This window comes from Streptomyces sp. CB00316, from assembly GCF_001905595.1.
Taxonomy (GTDB): domain Bacteria; phylum Actinomycetota; class Actinomycetes; order Streptomycetales; family Streptomycetaceae; genus Streptomyces.
The window spans coordinates 72790-89354 of record NZ_LIXI01000007.1; the positions used below are offsets into that span (position 1 = coordinate 72790).

A 16565-nucleotide genomic window follows, 5' to 3' on the forward strand; every position below is an offset into this window, starting at 1 on the left:
GGTCAGCTGTCCAGCCGTACGACGCGGACCGCGCCCGCCGGTACGGCGAGGTGGCCCGTGGCGGGTTCGGCGGTGAGGAGTTCGGTGCCGGGGGTGTCCAGCGGCACCTTGGCGTCGGTCTCGGTGTGGTTGACGGCGAAGAGGTACGTGCCGGTGGAGCCGGTGCGGCGGACCACCTCCACGTCGTGCGGCAGCCCGGTGCGGGGTGCGATGCGGGCGTCCGCGCAGGCCCGCTCCAGGACCGCGTCCAGGTCCAGGCCGCCGAGCCGGGTGGAGACGTACCAGGCGCTGCCCTCCCCCAGCCGGTGCCGGGTGACGGCGGGGCGGCCGGCCGGGATGCCGTCCGCGTACGACCAGATGGTCTCGGCCCCGCGCGGGATCACCACGTCCGACCAGAGGTCGCCGGTGAGGTCCGGTCCGCCGGGGGTGGTCAGGCGGACCGTGCCGCCCTCGGGAAGCGGGGCGAACTCCTCGACGGTCAGGCCGAGTACGTCGCGCAGGACACCCGGGTACGGGCCGGGGTGGACGGCGTCGTCGGCGTCGACGATCCCGGAGAAGTACGAGACGACGAGGGTGCCGCCGCCCTCCACGTACCGGCGCAGGTTCTGCCCGGAGGCCTCGGAGGCGAGGTAGAGCGCCGGGACGACCACCAGCGGGTAGGCGGAGAGGTCGGCCTCGGGGTGGGCGAAGTCGACGGTGAGGTGTCGGTCGTAGAGCGCGGCGTAGAAGGTGTCGGCGCGCTCCCGGGCGTCGTGTTCCTGACTGGGGCGCCACTCCAGGGACTGCGCCCACCAGGACTGCCAGTCCCAGACCATGGCGGCGTCCGCGACGGTCCGGGTCCCCCGGATCCCGTCCAGGAGGCCGAGGTCGGCCCCGAGGCGGGTGACCTCGCGCCAGATCCGGGAGTCCGTCCCGGCGTGCGGCACCATCGCCGAGTGGAACTTCTCGGCGCCGCGCCGGGACTGCCGCCACTGGAAGAACATCGCACCGTCCGATCCCCTGGCCACATGGGCGAGGCTGTTGCGGGCCATTTCGCCGGGGCGCTTGGCGGGGTTGCGGGGCTGCCAGTTGACGCCGCCGGTGGAGTGCTCCAGGAGCAGCCAGGGGGCGCCGCCCGCGACCGAGCGGGTGAGGTCGGCGGCCATGGCGAGGTTGACGTGGGTGCGGCGGCCGTCGGTGATCAGGTAATGGTCGTTGCTGACCAGGTCGACCTCGCGGCCCCAGGCCCAGTAGTCCACGGACTCGCACTGGCTGAGCGCGGTCATGAAGTTGGTGGTGACGGGGATGCCCGGGGCGAGCCGGTGCAGGATGTCCCGCTCGGCGCGGAAGTTCTCCCGCATGGTGGCGTCGGCGAAGCGGGCGTAGTCCAGCTGCTGGGCGGGGTTGCCGACGGTCGGGGTGGTGCGGGGCGGGTCGATCTCGTCGAGGCTGCCGTAGCGCTGGCCCCAGAACGCCGTGCCCCAGGCCTCGTTGACCGCGTCGACCGTGCCGTGGCGGGCGGTGAGCCAGCGCCGGAAATGGGCGGCGCAGCTGTCGCAGTAGCAGGCGCTGACGGGGACGCCGTACTCGTTGTGGACGTGCCAGAGCGCGAGGGCCGGGTGGCTGCCGTAGCGCCGGGCGAGCTGTTCGGTGATGGCGGCGGCGGCCTCCCGGTAGGCGGCCGAGCTGTGGCAGATCGCCCCGCGCGAACCGAAGGCGTACCGGACACCGTCCCGGCCGACCGGGAGCGCCTCGGGGTGGGCCCGGTAGAACCAGGCGGGCGGGGCGACGGTGGGGGTGCCGAGGTCGGCGCGGATGCCGTGCTCGTGGAGAAGGTCCAGAAGCCGGTCCAGCCAGCCGAAGTCGTAGGCGCCGGGGGCGGGTTCGAGCAGGGCCCAGGAGAAGATCCCGACGCTCACCATGGACACCCCCGCCTCACCCATCAGGGCCATGTCCTCGTGCCAGACCTCCTCGGGCCACTGCTCGGGGTTGTAGTCACCGCCGAAAGCGAGGCGGCGCAGCCCCCGCGGGGTGGTGGGAGGCAGGGCGGGAGCGGGGTGGGACATGGGGGCTCCTGGACGGTTCCTGGGACGCTTTCTGGGAACGTGCACACCCCCTTTCGGTGGCGCTGACCCAACATAACCGCACAGCAACAACCATTGACAAGTGTCGGTTCAGTTTCTCTACTGTGAACGATCACAGCGCATTTCGGCGCTGCACCCCGCGCCTCACCCGCGCCTCTCGTCAGGGGAGAACCCATGAAGTACCGCATCGTCGCGGCGTCCACGGCAGCCGTGCTCACCGCCACCGCCCTGCTCTCCGGCTGCGGTTCGCCGGACGGTGACGGCTCGGAGGGCCCGTCGGCCGAGAACCCGGTGTCGCTCACCTACTGGGCCTGGGCGCCCGGCCTGGACAAGGTCGCGGACCTCTGGAACAAGGGCGAGGGCAAGAAGGCCGGGATCAAGGTCACGGTGAAGAAGCAGGCGTCCGGCGACGACCTGGTCACCAAGATCATCACGGCGGCCAAGGCGCACAAGGCCCCCGACCTGGTGCAGGCGGAGTACCAGGCGCTGCCGACCCTGGTCTCCAACGACGTGCTGGCCGACATCTCGAAGGAGGCGGGAGACGCGAAGGGGCAGTTCGCCAAGGGGATCTGGCAGCAGGCGACGCTCGGTTCGGACGCCCTGTACGCGCTGCCGCAGGACTCAGGCCCGCTGATGTTCTACTACCGCAAGGACCTCTTCGAGGAGTACGGCCTGACCGTGCCGGACACCTGGGACGCCTTCGCCGAGACCGCCCGCGCGCTGAAGAAGAAGGCCCCCGACAAGGCGCTGACCACCTTCTCCTCCAATGACGCCGGCCTCTTCGCGGGCCTCGCCCAGCAGGCCGGGGCCCAGTGGTGGACCACCGGCGGCGAGAAGTGGAAGGTCGCCATCGACGACCCGGCCACCCGCAAGGTCGCCGACTTCTGGGGCGGACTGGTGAAGGAGGGCGCGATCGACAACCAGCCCATGTATACCCCGGCCTGGAACAAGGCGCTCAACACCGGTACGCAGATCGCCTGGGTCAGCGCGGTCTGGGCGCCCGGCACGCTCACCACGGCCGCCCCCGACACCAAGGGCAAGTGGGCCATGGCGCCCCTCCCCCAGTGGGCGGCCGGGCAGAACGTCACCGGCAGCTGGGGCGGCTCCTCCACCGCCGTCACCAACGACTCGCAGCACAAGAAGGCCGCCGCCACCTTCGCCACCTGGCTGAACACCGACCCGGAGGCGGTCGCCGCCCTGGTCGAGGAGAGCGGCATATACCCGGCCGCGACCGCCGCCCAGACCGGCGGCGCCCTGGCGCAGGCCCCCGGCTACTTTGCCGGCCAGCCCGGCTTCTACACCGAGGCCGCGAAGATCGCCGAAGGCACCGCCCCGGCCGCCTGGGGCCCGAACGTCAACGTCGCATACACCGCCTTCAAGGACCACTTCGCCTCGGCCGCCAAGCGGAAGGGCGACTTCGGTACGGCCCTGACCGCGATGCAGGACGCCACGGTCACCGACCTGAAGAAGCAGGGCTTCGGAGTCTCCGAGTGACCCGCCCGCGCCGCGCGAAGGCGTACCAGGTCAGGAGCGCCCCGTACGTCTTCCTGGTCCCCGCCGCCCTGCTCTTCCTGCTCTTCTTCGCCCTTCCCATCGGCTACGCCCTGCTGCTGAGCCTGCGCCGCACCGAGGTCAAGGGGCTGGGGCTCGGCCGGGGCGCGCGGGAGGAGGTGTGGGCAGGGCTCGCCAACTACACCGACGCCCTCACCGACTCCGAGCTGCTCCACGGGGCGCTGCGCATCCTCGGGTACGGGGCGATCGTCGTCCCCGTGATGCTCGGGCTCGCCCTCCTCTTCGCGCTGCTGCTGGACAGCGACCGGGTCCGGCTGCGCGGCTTCACCCGGCTGGCGATCTTCCTGCCGTACGCCGTTCCGGGTGTGGTCGCCGCCCTGATGTGGGGCTTCCTCTACCTGCCGACGGTCAGCCCCTTCCACTACCTGCTGGACCTGGCGGGGCTGCCGCAGCCGGACCTCCTGGACGGCGGCCCGCTCTACCTCGCCCTGGCCAACATCGCCGTCTGGGGCGGCACCGGCTTCAACATGATCGTGATCTACACCGCGCTGCGGGCGATCCCGGCCGAGGTCTTCGAGGCGGCCCGGCTGGACGGCTGCTCGCCCTGGCAGATCGCGGTCCGGATCAAGATCCCGATGGTGGCGCCGTCGCTGGTGCTGACCTTCTTCTTCTCGATCATCGCCACGCTCCAGGTGTTCAGCGAGCCGACCACCCTGAAGCCGCTGACCAACTCCCTCTCCACCACGTGGAGTCCGCTGATGAAGGTCTACCAGGACGCGTTCGTCAACAACGACATCCACGCGGCCGCCGCCCAGGCGGTCATCATCGCCGCCGCCACGCTGGCCCTGTCCTTCGGCTTCCTCCGGGTGGCCAACTCCCGTACGAAGCAGGGAGCATGACCATGAGCGCCCCCGTCCTGCCGACGGCTCCATCCCCGGTCCGCGGGCCCGCGCGTCCGGCCCCCTCCCCCGCCGGCCCCCGCCGCTTCCCGCTGCTGCCGACCGCCGCGCTGCTCCTCGGCGCGCTCTACTGCCTGCTGCCCGTGGCCTGGGTGCTGGTCGCCTCCACCAAGTCGGGCAGCGAGCTGTTCGCCACCTTCACCTTCCTCCCCGGCACCGGCTTCGCCGACAACGTGGGCGATCTGACCGCGTACCGGGAGGGCGTCTACTGGCGGTGGATGGCCAACTCGGCGTTCTACGCGGGCGTCGGGGCGCTGCTCTCGACGGCCGTCTCCGCCGTCTCCGGGTATGCGCTGGCGATGTACCGCTTCCGGGGCCGCGAGTCCGTCTTCAACATCCTGCTGGCCGGGGTCCTGATGCCGCCGGTGATCCTCGCGGTGCCGCAGTACCTGCTGCTGGCCAAGGCGGACCTCACGGACTCGTACCTCTCGGTCCTCCTCCCGGTGATCCTCTCCCCGTACGGGGTCTACCTCGCCCGGATCTACGCGGCGGCCGCCGTGCCCGGCGATGTCGTCGAGGCGGGGCGGATGGACGGCGGCGGGGAGTGGCGGATCTTCCGGACGATCGCGCTGCCGATGATGCTGCCCGGGCTGGTGACGGTCTTCCTGTTCCAGTTCGTGGCGATCTGGAACAACTTCCTGCTGCCGTACATCATGCTCGGCGACGACGAGAAGTTCCCCGTCACGCTCGGCCTCTACACGCTGCTCCAGCAGGGCGCGAGCACGCCGGCCCTCTACACCCTGGTGATCACGGGCGCCCTGCTCGCCATCGTCCCGCTGATCGCCCTGTTCCTGGTCATCCAGCGCTTCTGGAGCCTCGATCTGCTCTCCGGAGCCGTGAAGTCCTGACCGCTCCTCAACATCAGGGCCCCGAATGATGAAAGATCATGCACCATGAGCCGCACCGAACAGACCGGCGTGGGCCGCCGCCGGCCGCCGACCATCCATGACGTGGCACGGGAGGCGGGGGTCTCCCGGGGCACGGTCTCCCGGGTCCTCAACGGCGGCCACAACGTCAGCCCCGCCGCGCTCGAAGCGGTCAACTCCGCGATCCGCAGGACTGGTTACACGGTGAACCGGCACGCCCGGTCCCTGATCACCGGCCGCTCCGACTCGGTGGCGTTCCTGCTGACCGAGCCGCAGGAGCGGTTCTTCGAGGACCCGAACTTCAACGTTCTGCTGCGGGGCTGCACATCGGCCCTGGCCGCGCACGACATCCCGTTGCTGCTGATGATCGCGGGCACGGAGGCCGAGCGCCGCCGCAACATGCGCTACATCGCCGGTCATGTGGACGGGGTGCTGCTGGTCTCCAGCCACTCCGGCGACCCGGTCGCCGCCCAGCTGCACGAGGCCGGGATCCCGCTGGTGGCCTGCGGCAAGCCGATCGGGCAGGGCTCGAAGGTGAGTTACGTGGCGGCGGACGACCGGGACGGCGCGCGGGACATGGTGCGCTTCCTGTACGGGTCGGGGCGCCGCCGGATCGCCACGGTCAGCGGCCCGCTGGACACCCCGGGCGGGGTGGAGCGCCTGGCCGGGTACCGGGAGACGCTGGCGGAGTGCGGGCTGCCCGCCGACGAGGCTCTGATCGCCCCGGGCGACTACAGCCGGGCGGGCGGTGAGGCGGCCGCCGCCGCGCTGCTGGAGCGGGACCCCGACCTGGACGCGGTGTTCGTCGCGTCGGACCTGATGGCGCAGGGGGTCCTGGCGGCGCTGGAGCGGGCGGGGCGGCGGGTGCCCGAGGATGTCGCGGTGGGCGGGTTCGACGACTCCCCCGCAGCCGTCGCCTCCCGCCCGGCCCTCACGACGATCCGGCAGCCGTGGGACCGGATCAGCGCCGAGATGGTACGGGTGCTCCTGGCGCAGATCGGCGGGGAGGACCCGGCCGCCGTGATCCTCCCCACCGAGCTGGTCCGCCGGGACTCGGCGTGAACCGGCCCGCCGGAACGGCTGGTTGACGCGGCGCGCTACTTGACGGCGTCCAGCGCCGGGTAGTCGGTGTACCCCTCGGCGTCGCCGCCGAAGAAGGACGACGGGTCGGGGGTGTTGAACGGGCCCCCGGCCTTGAGCCGGGCGGGCAGGTCCGGGTTGGCGAGGAAGAGCACGCCGTACGAGATCAGGTCGGCTATCCCGTCGTCGATCACGGTGTGGGCGTCCGGCCCGGTCGGCCCGTCGGAGTGCACGTTGATCAGAACGGTGCCGGTGAACACCTTCCGCAGCGTGAGGGTCAGCTCGCGGATCGGGGCGCCCTCCAGGATGTGCAGGTAGGCGAGGCCGAGCGGCTCGATCTCCTGGACCAGCGCGGTGTAGACGGCGTCCGGGGCGGGCTCGTCGATGTCGTTGTAGACGTTCGAGGGCGAGATGCGCAGCCCGGTGCGCACCGCGCCGATCTCGGCCGCGACCGCCTTGACGACCTCCACGGCGAACCGGATGCGGCCGGTCTCCGAGCCGCCCCACGCGTCGGTGCGCAGGTTGGTGTTGGGCGCGAGGAACTGGTGGATGAGGTAGCCGTTGGCGCCGTGCAGCTCCACGCCGTCGAACCCGGCCTCGATGGCGTTGCGGGAGGCGGAGACGAAGTCGGCGATGGTCTGCCGGATCTCGGCGTCGGTCAGCTCGTGCGGCTCCACGAAGTCCTTGAGTCCCTCGTGGGTGTAGACCTGCCCCTCGGCCTTGACCGGCGAGGGGCCGACCGGGACCAGGCCGTCGGGGAGCAGGACCGGGTGGCCGATGCGGCCCGCGTGCATGATCTGGGCGAAGATCCGGCCACCTTCGGCGTGCACCGCGTCGGTGACCTTGCGCCAGGAGGCGACCTGCTCGGCGCTGTGCAGCCCCGGCGTGAAGGGGTAGCCCTGGCCTACGACGGAGGGCTGGATGCCCTCGGTGATGACGAGGCCGGCCGAGGCGCGCTGGGCGTAGTAGGCGGCCGTGAGCTCGGTGGCCGTACCGCCCTCGCCGGCCCGGCTCCGGGTCATCGGGGCCATCACTATGCGGTTGGCCAGCGGGGTGCCGGACAGGTCGATCGGGTCGAATGCGGTGGTCATGCGGGCTCTCCAAAGAGTGTGTGGCAAGGAGTACGCAGCGAGAGGTATATGGCCGACCAACAAAGTATGTGGTCGACCAACCATCGGCGCTGACGCCACTGTAGCCCATTAATTGGCCGACCAAGGTAAAGTGGACGAAAGGACTGCCGGGCATCATCGAAGCCCCACCGGAGCAGCACCGAGGAGCCCCGACATGAACACCGCCCCCGCCGGCACCACGGAAGCCGCCTGTACCGACGCGCTGCCCGGAGCAGCGCTCAGCGGGCCCGTGAGCCATGCCGTATCCCGGGTCGCCCGGCTGCACCGGATCGCGGCGGGGAAGCTGCTGAAGGGGCTGGGGCTCTACCCGGGCCAGGAGCTGCTGATGATGCACCTGTGGGACTCGGGGCCGGTCCGCCAGGCCGAGCTGATCAAGACCCTGGACCTGGACCCGTCCACGGTCACCAAGATGCTCCAGCGCCTCGAACAGACCGGCCATGTGCGCCGCCGCCCCGACCCGGACGACCGGCGGGCCGTGCTGGTCGAGGCGACGGACGAGAGCTGCGCGCTGCACGCGGCGGTGCGGGACGCGTGGGGCAGCCTGGAGGAGCACACGCTCGCGGGGCTGGCGAGCGATGAGCGTACGGAGCTGACGCGGCTGCTGGCGAAGGTGGAGGCGAACCTCTGCAAGGAGACGGAGGGGTGCCCGGAGCGGGGCTGAGAGGCCGGCAAGTCGGCCGGGAGCACGTCAGCCCAGCACGTCCAGCACCCGGTCCACATCCGCTTCCGTGTTGTAGAGGTGGCAGGAGATCCGCAGGTTCCCGGCCGGGGCCGAGACCGCGATCCCGGCCCGCGTGAGTTCGTCGTGGCGGCTGTCGAGCCCGGGCACGGAGACGATCGCCGACTCCCCCGGCACCACCTTGTGCCCCAGCTCCGTCAGCCCCGAGCGCAGCCGGGCGGCCAGCGAGGTGGCATGCGCGTACAGCGCGTCGGTGCCGATCTCCGCGAGCAGCGCGAGGGAGTGCTCGGCCCCGTGGTACGAGAGGAAGGCGGGCGGCTCGTCGAACCCCCGGGCTCCGGGGGCGACCCGCTCCAGCGGGCCGTAGTTGCTCGTCCAGGGAGCGCCGGCGGCGGCCCAGCCCGCGAAGAGCGGCGGCAGGACGGCCTGCGCCTCCTCGGTCGCGGTGAGGAACGACGTACCCCGGGGGCAGAGCAGGAACTTGAAGCCGCCGGTGACGGTGTAGTCGTACGCCCCGGCGTCCAGCGGGGACCAGCCCGCCGACTGGGTGGCGTCCAGGAGCGTCCGGGCCCCGTGGGCGGCGGCGGCCGCGCGGACGGCGGCGAGGTCGGCGACCCGGCCGTCGGCCGACTGGACCGAGGAGAAGGCGACGAGCGCGGTGCTGGGCCGTACGGCGTCGGCGAGCTCCGCGAGCGGGACGTACCGCATACGCAGGTCGCCGCGGAGCGCGAACGGGCTGACCACGGAGGTGAACTCCCCCTCGGGTGACAGGACTTCGGCGCCCGCCGGGAGCGAGGCGGCGATCAGCCCGACATGGACGGTGACCGAGCTGCCGGTGGCGACCCTCTCCGGCCCGACCCCGGCCAGCCGGGCGAAGCCGGCCCGGGCCGCCTCCACCGCGTCGAAGCTGCCCGCGCCGATCCGGCGGCCGGCGGCGTTCTCGTCGGCGAGGGCCTTGACGGCGGCGATGGTCCGGCGGGGCAGCAGCCCCCAGCTGGAGGTGTTGAGATACGTGACCTCGGGAGCGAACTCGGCGGCGGCCACCTGGCTGAGCGGAGAGATCGTCATACGCCCAGCCTGGAGCCCCCGCGACCTCCGGTCAATTGCCGAAGTCCGCGGGGCGCACCCAAGAAGCGCTTATGGCCGAGGCGGTGCTCAGCCCTTCGGAACCTCGCAGGCCCCGTCCGTGTCGCACGCCGCCGCGTCGCCGCCGACGGTGGTCGGTGTGGTGGCCGGGCGGTCCTTCCACGCCTGCTCCAGCGCCTGGACGAAGACCTCCGAGGGCTGGCCGCCGGAGATCCCGTACCGCCGGTCGAGCACGAAGAACGGCACCGCGTTGGCGCCCAGTTCGGACGCCTCCCGCTCGTCCGCCCGGACCTCGTCGGCGTACGCCTCGGGGTCGGCGAGCACCGCGCGCGCCTCGTCGGCGTCGAGCCCGGCCTCCACGGCGAGGGCGAGCAGCACCTCGTCGTCGAAGACGGACCGCTCCTCGGCGAAGTTGGCCCGGTAGGCGAGGGTCAGCAGCTCGTCCTGACGGCCGCGGGCCTTGGCCAGGTGCAGCAGCCGGTGGATGTCGAAGGTGTTGCCGTGGTCCCGGCCCTCGGTGCGGTATCCGAGCCCCTCGGCCCGCGCGTTGGCCGCGACGTTGGCCTCCATCGAGGCGGCCTCCTCGCGGGTCCGCCCGTACTTGGCGGCCAGCATGTCGATGACCTGCTCGGTCTCCCCCTTGGCCCGGCCGGGGTCGAGCTCGAAGGAGCGGTGCACGACCTCGACCTCGTCCCGGTGGGCGAACTCGGCGAGGCCCTTCTCGAAGCGGGCCTTGCCGATGTAGCACCAGGGACAAGCGATATCGGACCAGATCTCGACGCGCATGACTCTTCTTCTCTCCAGGGGTCGCGGGGGTCGCGGACGGGGTGCGGAGGTGTTCCTCCGCAGGACGGACCTCTGGGTCGAACATCGAACCTGACCAGGTGATTCCCCGCCCGCGTACGTCACCGCCCGTCGCGCAGGTCCTCCACTCCCCCGGTCAGGAACGCGATCCGGTCGAAGACCGCGCCGCACCCCTCCCCCGTGGGCGACTGCACCAGGAAACCGGCCCGGGCGGACGCCCGCTGCTCTGCCGTCCCCAGGGTGAAGAGGCGGACGAAGGTCCAGGTCTCGCCGTCGGCGGAGGCGTGGAAGGCGTAGGCGTTGCCGGTGCGGCTGAGGCGGAGCCAGTAGCTGTCCTCCTCCACCACGAAGGCGTTGGCGTCGTCGGAGTGGCCGCGGGTGACGACGCTGCACACGGTCGCCAGGCCCGAGGAGTGCTCCAGGCAGAGCTTGGCCCAGTCGCGGTCGCCGAGGTGGAGGTGGAGCGCCCCGGCGTCGCCCGCCGCGACCAGGCCGGGGCGGACGCGGGCGAGGAGGCGGAAGTCGCCGTCGCCCACCGCGCCGAGCAGCCGTGGCGCGTCGGTCGCCGGATCCAGGGCTTCACCGGACGGCGGTACGAAGAGGTCCTGGCCGGGTCCGGCCCGGCCGGTCAGGATGCCGTCGGCACGGGTCCAGCGGCCGTCGGGGCCGAAGGCGTCCAGGGCGAAGGGGAGCCCGTCCAGGCGCATGCTCAGGCTCATGCGCGGCGTCCGTCCACGCGGCGGGGCAGGGACAGGGGGTTGGCCTCGCGCAGTTCCGGCGGGAGGAGCGGGTCGGGGGTGCTCTGGTACGTCACCGGGCGCAGCCAGCGCTCGATGGCGGTGGCACCGACCGAGGTGGAGGGGGAGGTGGTGGCGGGGTAGGGCCCGCCGTGGTGCTGGGCGGGGGCGACGGCGACGCCGGTCGGCCAGCCGTTGACCAGGATGCGGCCGGCCAGCGGGGTGAGGGCGGCGAGGAGCCCGGCCGCCTCCGGGTCGTCGACCTGCGCCGCGGTCTGGAGGGTGGCGGTGAGGTTGCCGGGGAGCCGGGCGAGTACGGCGGCGACCTCGTCCTCGGAGTCGTAGCGCGCGATCACGGTGACCGGGCCGAAGCACTCCTCCAGCAGCGCGTCGTGCGGGCCCTCGGCGGTGAGCCTGCCCGCCGGTACGGTCAGGAATCCGGCGGAGACCGTGTGCTCGCCGCCCGCGCCGGGGGTGACGGGGGCCTCGACATCCGGGAGTCCGGCCCGTTCGCGTACGCCTGTGAGGAACGCGTCCCGCATCCGGTGGTCCAGCATCACACCCGATCCGGTGTCGCCGACCGTCTCGGTGAGGGCCTTCACCAGCCGGTCGCCCGCGTCGCCGGACGGGGCGAGGACGAAACCGGGCTTGGTGCAGAACTGGCCGACGCCCAGGGTCATCGAGGCGCCGAGCCCGGCGCCGATCTCCGCGGAACGCTCGGCGGCGGCCGCCTCGGTGACCACGACCGGGTTGAGCGAGCCGAGTTCGCCGTGGAAGGGGATGGGGACGGGGCGGGCGGCCGCCGCGTCGAACAGGGCGCGTCCACCGCGTACCGATCCGGTGAAGCCCGCCGCGCTCACCAGCGGGTGGCGGACCAGCTCGACGCCCGCGTCGAAGCCGTGGACCAGGGTCACCACGTCCTCGGGCAGGCCGGTGCGGGCGGCGGCGCGGCGGAGGACCGAGGCGCAGAGCTCGGACGTGGCCGGGTGGCCGGGGTGGACCTTGACGACGACCGGGCAGCCCGCCGCCAGGGCGCTGGCGGTGTCGCCGCCGGGGACGGAGAAGGCGAGCGGGAAGTTGCTGGCCGCGTAGACGGCGACGACCCCGAGCGGGATCTTCCAGCGGCGCAGGTCGGGCCAGGGCGGGGTGCGGGAGCCGTCCTCGTGGTCGATGCGGATGTCGAGGTAGGCGCCCTCGTCGACGACCTCCGCGAAGGCCCTCAACTGGGCCGCGGTGCGCGCGAGTTCCCCGGTGAGCCGGGCCGGGCCGAGGGCGGTCTCCGCGTCGGCGGCCTCGATGATGTGCTCGCCGGACTCCTCCAGCAGCTCCGCCGCGGCGCGCAGGAACGCGGCGCGTGCCGGGCGGTCGGCCAGGGCGTCGCGTACGGCGTGGGCCGCCCGGACCACCCGGTCGACCTCCTCGGCGGTAGCCTCCACGGCGACCTGCTCGCGCGGCTTCCCGCTGCGGGGGTCGACACTCCAGACTGGTGCTGCACTCACCGTGATTCCCTCCGGGTTCTGGCGGTCCTCGCACACGGGGCCGCACATCAGACCGCGTTCGGTATTCTGAACAGAGTTCCTGATCGTGAACGTGCTCGGACTCTATTTCCGGGCCTTCCGTGTTGGCAATCCATGGTGGCGGGCTTTTCGGGCACAGAGCCGAGGGCCGAAGAAGCCGAAGAAGGAGCGTGGGGCGATGTCGGTCGCCGAGTCCGGTGGGGCACAGGTCAAGTCCGCGGTACGGACGGTGGAGCTGCTCGAATACTTCGCGGGGCGCCCCGGCATGCACTCGCTCACCGCCGTCCAGGAGGCCGTGGGCTACCCCAAGTCCAGCCTCTACATGCTGCTGCGCACCCTGGTGGAGCTCGGCTGGGTGGAGACGGACGCGACGGGCACGCGGTACGGGATCGGGGTGCGGGCCCTACTGGTCGGCACGTCCTACATCGACGGCGACGAGGTCGTGGCCGCCGCCCGGCCCACCCTGGACCGGCTCTCCGACGACACCACGGAGACCATCCACCTGGCCCGGCTCGACGGGACGAACGTGGTCTACCTCGCCACCCGGCAGTCCCAGCACTACCTGCGCCCCTTCACCCGGGTCGGCCGTCGGCTGCCCGCGCACTCCACCTCGCTCGGCAAGGCCCTGCTGGCCACCCACAGCGACGAGCAGGTCCGCAAGATGCTCCCCGAGACGCTCCCCGCGCTGACGGAACACACCATCACCGACCGCGAGAAGCTCATCGGGGAGCTGCGGCTGGTCCGCGAGCAGGGCTACGCGGTGGACCGCGAGGAGAACACCCTCGGCCTGCGCTGCTTCGGCGTGGCCATCCCCTACCGGACGCCCGCACGCGACGCGATCAGTTGCTCGGTCCCGGTCGCCCGCCTCACCCCCGGCCACGAGCAGACGGTGAAGGACGCCCTGCTGGACGCCCGCGACCGCCTCACCCTCGCCACGCGGAGGCTGTGAGCTCTACCCCGTCCCGTACCGCATCGGCCGGGTCCCGGTTGGTGGTGGCCCGAGCGTCACCGCCTGTGGGCCGCGTGAGAAATCGGTGAGAAGCGGAACAACCGGGAACGGGCGGAACGCCCCCGCTCGTCCCTCCAGCGGGATGAACAAGACAATCAGGCGCGCTTCGGTCTTCTGCCTGCTCATGGTGCTCGCCCTGCTGGTGCGGGCGACGTGGGTGCAGGGCTACCAGGCCAAGGCGCTCGCAGACGACGAGCACAACCGGCGGAACACCATCGCGCAGTACGCGCACCCGCTCGGGGACATCATCGTGGCCGGTTCGCCGGTCACCGGATCGAAGGGGACCAGTGGCGGCGACCTCCGGTACAAGAGGACCTACACGCAGGGCGAGCTCTACGCGGCCGTGACGGGCTACAGCTCGCAGGCGTACGGGGCGACCCAGCTCGAAGGCATCTACAGCGACGTGCTGGACGGCACGGACGACCGTCTGAAGAACCCGGCCGACCTGATCACCGGCAGGCAGGCCGCCCCGGGCAACGTCCTCACCACCATCGACCCGGGCGTCCAGAAAGCTGCCTACGAGGCGCTCGGCGACGACAAGGGCGCGGCCGTGGCCGTCGACCCGAAGACCGGCCGCATCCTGGGCATGGTCTCCACGCCCTCGTACGACCCGTCGGAGATCAGCGGTACGGACGACGGCGAAGCCTGGAAGGAGCTGCTGGACGACAAGGAGAAGCCGCTGGTCAACCGGGCACTGCGGCAACCGCTGGCGCCGGGCTCCACGTTCAAGCTGGTGGTCGCGGCGGCGGCGCTGGAGAACGGTCTTCACGGCTCCGTCGACGAGGCGACCGACAGCCCCGACCCGTACACCCTGCCCGGCACCCGTACCGTCCTGCGCAACGAGAACGCCTCCGCCCCCTGCGAGAACGCGACCCTGCGCACCGCCCTCCGCTACTCCTGCAACAACGTCTTCGCCAAGGTGGCCGCCGACCTCGGCCAGGACAAGGTGAAGAAGATGGCGGACGCGTTCGGCTTCGACACCGAGAAGCTGGACGTCCCGGTGCGGGCCGCCGAGAGCGTCTACCCGACCGGCATGGACGAGGCGCAGACGGCGCTGACCGGCATCGGCCAGTTCGAGGTCACCGCGACCCCGCTCCAGATGGCGATGGTCACCGCGGCCCTGGCCAACGGGGGTGAGCTGGCCGCGCCGCACATGGTCTCGGCGGTGACGGACGGGGACGGCTCCGCGCTGGAGGAGACCGGCGACGGGGAGAGCGAGCGGGTCGTGAAGGAGGAGACCGCCGAGCAGCTCCGCAGCGCGATGGTGACCGTCGTCGAGGAGGGCACCGGCACCAACGCGAAGATCGCCGGGGCCGAGGTCGGCGGAAAGACGGGGACCGCGCAGAACGGCGTGGACAACAGCAACACCCCGTACGCCTGGTTCACGTCGTACGCGAAGGACGACAGCAGCGGCAAGGAGGTCGCCGTCGCGGTGATCGTCGAGGACTCCGGCTCGGCGCGCTCCGAGGTCAGCGGTAACGGCCTGGCGGCGCCGATCGCGCAGAAGATGATGAAGGCGGCGCTGGAGCGGTGAGTCCGAGCGCCGGTGGCCGAGCGCACACCGGCCCCGTCGGACTACTTCACGACTTCACGCCGAGCAACTGCTTTACGGGGTCGACCCCACCCCCTCCGCCTCACCCGATCCGTGACAGCGCCCCGGCCACGGCCGCCAGGTCCGGGCCGGAGGCCAGGCCCGCGTGGTACAGGCGCAGTTGGTCCGCGCCGAGCGAGGCGGCGTGGGCCGCGTCGCGCTCCAGGGTGGCCGGGCTGCCGCCCATGCCGCTGACCACGCCGAAGTTGGCCGCGAGCACTCCGGTGCGGCCCGTGAACGGCCCGAGAACCGTCTCCCGTACGGCGTCGGGCCCCGTGCAGGGCAGGACGACGCCGTCCGCCACGGCGAGGATGTGGCCGGGGTCCACGCCGGCGTTGGCGCCGGTGCGGTACGGGGCGGGGTCGGCGTGCAGCAGCACCTGGAAGCCCGGCGGGGCCTCGGCCCGTACGGCGGCGACGGCCGACTCCTGCAACGTACGGGCCACCCGGCCGCGCCAGCGCCAGGTGGCGTCCGCGAGACCGGGGCCCAGCAGCTTGCCGACGCCGTCCCAGCCGGACTCCGTGGAGCCGCTGCCGGACCAGGCCGGTTCCAGGGCGCGGCGGACGGCGGCGGCCAGTTCGTCCGGGTCGGCGCCGGCCTCCCCGTACCCCTGGCGGCACTCCGCGCAGAAGCAGAGCGACATCAGGTACTGCGCCGCGTCGCCGAGGCCGACGCCGCTGACCTTGTCGTGGGCGTGGAGATGGGCGAAGCCGTACCAGCCACAGGACTCCAGCTCGGTGCCGCGCGCGCCGGGCCGGGCGGCGGCATCGGCGGCCAGGTCCACGAGGTAGGCGCGGACGGCGGGGCGGGCGATGCAGGGGGCCCAGGGGTAGCGGTCCCCGTACGCGTTGACGACCGAGGTGTCCGGGTGCTCGGCGCCCAGGCGGGAGTTGTGCGCGAGGACGACCCAGCTGTGCACCTCGAGACCGGCGGCGGCCAGCGCCTCGGCCGCCTCGCCGTACGGGTCTTCGCCCACCATCCAGCTCTGCCGGTACGGGGCGAGGGCGCGCCCCGCCCAGCGGTCCGGGTCCGGCGGGTGGAGGACTGCGGCGTGTTCGGCTGTGACGATGCGGTGGGCGGGGTGGCGGGGGGTCAGGGCCCGGGTGGAGTGGTAGGCGGAGGCGAGGGTGACCTGCCGGACGCCGAGGTCGGCGATGCGGGCGGCGGCGGCCGGGTCCCCGACCACGTCCCACGGGTAGAGGAAAGCGCTCGCCTTCACGCCCGCTCCCCCGTTCCCCGCTCGCCTTCGGAGGCGCGCCCGGCCAGCAGGGCGCGGCCGCTCGCGATGAGGTCCTTGACGTGAGCGGCGGGCGGCTCGGTGAGCGGGGTGCGCACCTCGCCGACGTCCAGGCCCTGGAGCCGGACGCCCGCCTTGACCAGGGAGACGGCGTAAACGTCGATCCCGGCGCGCACGGGGGCCCTGAAGACGTCGAGGTCGACGGTGCCGTCCGGTCCGTAGGCGGTCACGGGGAAGAGGAGCGGCCCGGCGACTTCGCTGAGTCGGGCGGCGAGGGGGGCTGAGGTCACGGGCG

At 72.5% G+C, this 16565-nt stretch carries 14 protein-coding genes and 1 pseudogene; 7 read left to right on the forward strand and 8 right to left on the reverse strand.

The features are described from left to right. Positions 1–2: 2 nt before the first annotated feature. Entirely contained in the window at positions 3–2024 is a 2022-nt protein-coding gene (locus AMK21_RS20690; RefSeq protein WP_073880580.1) for a beta-galactosidase, read from the reverse strand. A 213-nt stretch (positions 2025–2237) separates the two neighbouring features. Here AMK21_RS20690 and AMK21_RS20695 point away from each other — a divergent pair, with 213 nt between their 5' ends. Genes AMK21_RS20695 through AMK21_RS20710 form a run of 4 tightly spaced genes read left to right on the forward strand, consistent with a single transcriptional unit; the run spans position 2238 to position 6462 of the window. Next, positions 2238–3557, forward strand: coding sequence for an ABC transporter substrate-binding protein (locus tag AMK21_RS20695; RefSeq protein ID WP_073880071.1), 1320 nt, complete (start codon positions 2238–2240; stop codon positions 3555–3557). Beyond that, on the forward strand, positions 3554–4474 hold the full coding sequence (locus tag AMK21_RS20700) for a carbohydrate ABC transporter permease (protein ID WP_073880073.1): 921 nt from the start codon (positions 3554–3556) through the stop codon (positions 4472–4474). The genes AMK21_RS20695 and AMK21_RS20700 overlap by 4 nt, the downstream gene beginning before the upstream one ends. A 2-nt stretch (positions 4475–4476) precedes the next feature. After that, complete coding sequence (locus tag AMK21_RS20705; protein ID WP_073880075.1) at positions 4477–5382, forward strand: carbohydrate ABC transporter permease; 906 nt, start codon at positions 4477–4479, stop codon at positions 5380–5382. A gap of 45 nt (positions 5383–5427) precedes the next feature. Next, entirely contained in the window at positions 5428–6462 is a 1035-nt protein-coding gene (locus AMK21_RS20710) for a LacI family DNA-binding transcriptional regulator (protein WP_073880077.1), read from the forward strand. A gap of 35 nt (positions 6463–6497) precedes the next feature. Here AMK21_RS20710 and AMK21_RS20715 read toward each other — a convergent pair whose 3' ends face one another. Next, a complete protein-coding gene (locus AMK21_RS20715; RefSeq protein WP_073880079.1) occupies positions 6498–7571 on the reverse strand; it encodes an alkene reductase in 1074 nt (357 codons plus the stop codon). A 193-nt stretch (positions 7572–7764) separates the two neighbouring features. Here AMK21_RS20715 and AMK21_RS20720 point away from each other — a divergent pair, with 193 nt between their 5' ends. Beyond that, positions 7765–8271 (forward strand): MarR family winged helix-turn-helix transcriptional regulator, encoded by a 507-nt coding sequence (locus AMK21_RS20720; protein ID WP_073880081.1) that lies wholly within the window; start codon positions 7765–7767, stop codon positions 8269–8271. Positions 8272–8298: 27 nt separating this feature from the next. On the opposite strand, the gene AMK21_RS20725 is transcribed toward AMK21_RS20720, so the two are convergent. The 4 genes from AMK21_RS20725 to AMK21_RS20740 form a co-directional block, all read right to left on the reverse strand. Next, complete coding sequence (locus AMK21_RS20725) at positions 8299–9357, reverse strand: aminotransferase class V-fold PLP-dependent enzyme (RefSeq protein WP_073880083.1); 1059 nt, start codon at positions 9355–9357, stop codon at positions 8299–8301. A gap of 87 nt (positions 9358–9444) precedes the next feature. After that, complete coding sequence (locus AMK21_RS20730; protein ID WP_073880085.1) at positions 9445–10161, reverse strand: DsbA family oxidoreductase; 717 nt, start codon at positions 10159–10161, stop codon at positions 9445–9447. A gap of 119 nt (positions 10162–10280) precedes the next feature. After that, the gene (locus tag AMK21_RS20735) at positions 10281–10892 is read right to left on the reverse strand and encodes a DUF1349 domain-containing protein (RefSeq protein WP_199863258.1); all 612 of its coding nucleotides are present in this window, start codon (positions 10890–10892) and stop codon (positions 10281–10283) included. 2 nt (positions 10893–10894) lie between these two features. Beyond that, positions 10895–12415: an aldehyde dehydrogenase (NADP(+)) gene (locus AMK21_RS20740; RefSeq protein WP_073880582.1), complete on the reverse strand. Its 1521-nt coding sequence runs from the start codon at positions 12413–12415 to the stop codon at positions 10895–10897. 196 nt (positions 12416–12611) lie between these two features. Here AMK21_RS20740 and AMK21_RS20745 point away from each other — a divergent pair, with 196 nt between their 5' ends. Together AMK21_RS20745 and AMK21_RS20750 are read left to right on the forward strand one after the other, a co-directional pair. Next, entirely contained in the window at positions 12612–13382 is a 771-nt protein-coding gene (locus AMK21_RS20745) for an IclR family transcriptional regulator (protein WP_073880089.1), read from the forward strand. A gap of 142 nt (positions 13383–13524) precedes the next feature. Next, positions 13525–14976: a peptidoglycan D,D-transpeptidase FtsI family protein gene (locus AMK21_RS20750; RefSeq protein ID WP_073880091.1), complete on the forward strand. Its 1452-nt coding sequence runs from the start codon at positions 13525–13527 to the stop codon at positions 14974–14976. Between the two features lie 100 nt (positions 14977–15076). Here AMK21_RS20750 and AMK21_RS20755 read toward each other — a convergent pair whose 3' ends face one another. After that, a complete protein-coding gene (locus AMK21_RS20755) occupies positions 15077–16252 on the reverse strand; it encodes a hypothetical protein (RefSeq protein ID WP_073880093.1) in 1176 nt (391 codons plus the stop codon). Continuing rightward, positions 16249–16488, reverse strand: a pseudogene (locus AMK21_RS35470) (5-dehydro-4-deoxyglucarate dehydratase); the annotation flags it as partial. The pseudogene AMK21_RS35470 and the gene AMK21_RS20755, both read right to left, overlap by 4 nt. Positions 16489–16565: the final 77 nt, after the last annotated feature.

Bases quoted from the DNA above. Each gene is read 5' to 3' on its own strand.
- AMK21_RS20705 (WP_073880075.1), top strand. From the start codon at position 4,477: ATGAGCGCCCCCGTCCTGCCGACGGCTCCATCCCCGGTCCGCGGGCCC.
- AMK21_RS20725 (WP_073880083.1), bottom strand. From the start codon at position 9,357: ATGACGATCTCTCCGCTCAGCCAGGTGGCCGCCGCCGAGTTCGCTCCC.
- AMK21_RS20750 (WP_073880091.1), top strand. From the start codon at position 13,525: ATGAACAAGACAATCAGGCGCGCTTCGGTCTTCTGCCTGCTCATGGTG.
- AMK21_RS20710 (WP_073880077.1), top strand. From the start codon at position 5,428: ATGAGCCGCACCGAACAGACCGGCGTGGGCCGCCGCCGGCCGCCGACC.
- AMK21_RS20695 (WP_073880071.1), top strand. From the start codon at position 2,238: ATGAAGTACCGCATCGTCGCGGCGTCCACGGCAGCCGTGCTCACCGCC.
- AMK21_RS20715 (WP_073880079.1), bottom strand. From the start codon at position 7,571: ATGACCACCGCATTCGACCCGATCGACCTGTCCGGCACCCCGCTGGCC.
- AMK21_RS20720 (WP_073880081.1), top strand. From the start codon at position 7,765: ATGAACACCGCCCCCGCCGGCACCACGGAAGCCGCCTGTACCGACGCG.
- AMK21_RS20730 (WP_073880085.1), bottom strand. From the start codon at position 10,161: ATGCGCGTCGAGATCTGGTCCGATATCGCTTGTCCCTGGTGCTACATC.
- AMK21_RS20745 (WP_073880089.1), top strand. From the start codon at position 12,612: ATGTCGGTCGCCGAGTCCGGTGGGGCACAGGTCAAGTCCGCGGTACGG.